Below are 2,495 nucleotides of genomic sequence, written 5' to 3'. Positions count from 1 at the left end.
TGTTGATTGCCACTGAGAACTGACCCGGCGTTTCCACCTAGAATTGACCCGCCTGCTAGGTATGTTTCGGATCTGCGGTTGTGGTCAAGTTCCTCTTTTCTCCTTCGTCGTTTTGGTGTCGTGCGCGGAGCTATTCTTGAAGCGAAAGCTATCGTTCCCGGTTTCAAGGATGTGGCAATGATGCGTGAGCCGGTCCAGCAGTGCGGTCGTCATCTTGGCATCGCCGAAGACGCTTGCCCATTCGCTGAAGCTGAGGTTTGTCGTGATGATGACGCTTGTTCGCTCGTAGAGCTTGCTCAGAAGATGGAAGAGCATCGCGCCGCCTGATGCGCTGAACGGCAGGTATCCGAGCTCGTCGAGGATAACGAGATCGGAATGCACAAGCCGGTTGGCGATCTGGCCAGACCTTCCTTGTGCCTTCTCCTGTTCCAGCGCATTGACCAACTCAACGGTCGAGAAGAACCGGACCCGTTTGTGGTGATGTTCTATGGCCTGGACGCCGATTGCCGTCGCAATGTGCGTCTTGCCTGTGCCGGGGCCGCCGATCAGGACAATATTGTTCGCGTCGTTGAGAAAGTCACAGCGATGAAGCTGGTGCACGAGCGCCTCGTTGATTTCGCTGCTGCTAAAATCGAAGCCATTCAGATCACGATAGGCAGGAAAGCGGGCGGTCTTCAGCTGATAGGCGGTCGAGCGCACCTCCCGTTCGGCCGTTTCCGCTTTTAAAAGCTGCGACAGGATCGGAACGGCAGCCTCGAACGCCGGCGACCCTTGCTCGGTCAGTTCGCCGACGGCTTGTGCCATGCCGTGCATCTTCAGTTGTCGCAGCATGATGACGATCGCACCGCTCGCTGGATCATGACGCATGGCGGCTCTCCACCTTTCTCAATGCATCGTATCGTTCGACATTGGCCTTGGGCTCGTTGATGAGCGTCAGGGCTTGCGGCGCATCGATGGTCGGCGGCGTGAAGGACTTGCCGTCAACGAGACGGTGCAGCAGATTCAGCACATGCGTCTTGGTCGGAACGCCAGACTTCAGCGCCATGTCGACCGCCGACAGGACGGCCTGTTCATCGTGCTGAAGGACCAGCGCCAGGATATCGACCATCTCCCGATCACCGCCCGGCTTCTTCAGCAGGTATTGCTGCAAGGATCGGAATGCGTCGGGGAGTTCGGCAAATGGTGCGCCATTGCGAAGCGCGCCTGGCTTGCGTTGCACCACCGCCAGGTAATGCCGCCAGTCGTAAATCGTCTGTCCCGGCCGGTCATGGGAGCGATCGATGACGCGACGATGCTCGCAAACGATCTGACCTTCTGCGGCGATCACAACACGTTCCGGGTAAACCCGCAGGCTCACCGGCCGGTTGGCGAAGGATGCCGGGACGCTATAGCGATTACGCTCCAGATGCACGAGGCAGGTCGGTGAGACGCGCTTGGTATATTCGACAAATCCATCGAACGGTCTGGAAACAGGCATGAGCGATGGTGTTTCCTCGGCCCAGATCTCGGCAATTGTGCCGCGCATCTGCCCATGCGGGGTCTGTTCCCAAAGCGCCTTGCAGCGATGCTCCAGCCATTCATTGAGCGCTTCCAGCGATGGAAAGCGTGGTGTGGGTTGCCATAGACGATGGCGAGCGTCCTGCACGTTCTTCTCAACCTGCCCTTTCTCCCAGCCGGACGCGGGATTGCAGAACTCAGGTTCAAACAGGTAATGGCTGGCCATAGCTTGGAAGCGGACATTGACGTCACGCTCTTTCCCACGTCCGACCTTATCGACCGCGGTGCGCATGTTGTCGTAGATGCCGCGTCCCGGAATGCCGCCGAACACGCGGAAGGCGTGATTGTGAGCGTCGAACAGCATCTCGTGCGTCTGCAGCAGATAGGCTCGCACGATAAAGGCGCGGCTGTAGCTCAGCTTCGTGTGCGCCACCTGCAGCTTGGTCCGTTCATTGCCGATGATCGCCCAATCTTCCGACCAGTCAAACTGGAAGGCTTCGCCGGGGTCGAAGACCAAGGGCACATATGTCCCGTGGCCCGTCGTCTGCAGCTCTCTCTGCCGATCGCCACGCCATTCCCGAGCAAATGCCGCCACCCGATTGTAGGAACCCTCGTAGCCAAGGCTGATCAGGTCGGCATGCAGCTGTTTTATCGTCCGCTTCTGTTTGCGGTTCTTTTTGGATTCGGCCTTCAGCCAGGCTGACAACCGATCCGCAAATGGATCAAGCTTGCTCGGTCGCTCCGGCACCTTGAACTTCGGCTCAACGACGCCGGCGCGCAGGTATTTACGGATGGTATTCCGGGATAGGCCGGTCCTGCGGCAAATCTCCCGGATCGATAGATGCTCTCTAAGATGCCAGCGTCGGATCACGCTCAATAACGCCATGTCAATCACTCCATAGCCCCCGCTCAAAACATGCGAGGGAAGGTTGGAACATGGGTCAATTCTCAATGGAAATATCAGGCCACACCGGGTCAGTTCTCAGTGGCAATCAACA

2 protein-coding genes are annotated in these 2,495 nt (G+C 58.0%); both read right to left on the bottom strand.

What is annotated here, in order from left to right:
* Positions 1–84 precede the first annotated feature (84 nt).
* Positions 85–867 (bottom strand): IS21-like element helper ATPase IstB, encoded by a 783-nt coding sequence (gene istB / locus GGR30_RS23190; RefSeq protein WP_183491650.1) that lies wholly within the window; start codon positions 865–867, stop codon positions 85–87.
* Positions 857–2,383 carry an IS21 family transposase gene (gene istA / locus GGR30_RS23185; protein ID WP_183491648.1) on the bottom strand — a complete coding sequence of 509 codons (1,527 nt, stop codon included), beginning with the start codon at positions 2,381–2,383 and terminating at the stop codon, positions 857–859. The genes istB and istA overlap by 11 nt, the downstream gene beginning before the upstream one ends.
* Positions 2,384–2,495 lie beyond the last annotated feature (112 nt).

The organism is Martelella radicis (assembly GCF_014196625.1).
GTDB lineage: Bacteria > Pseudomonadota > Alphaproteobacteria > Rhizobiales > Rhizobiaceae > Martelella > Martelella radicis.
This window is presented reverse-complemented; position numbering and strand designations above follow the sequence as displayed.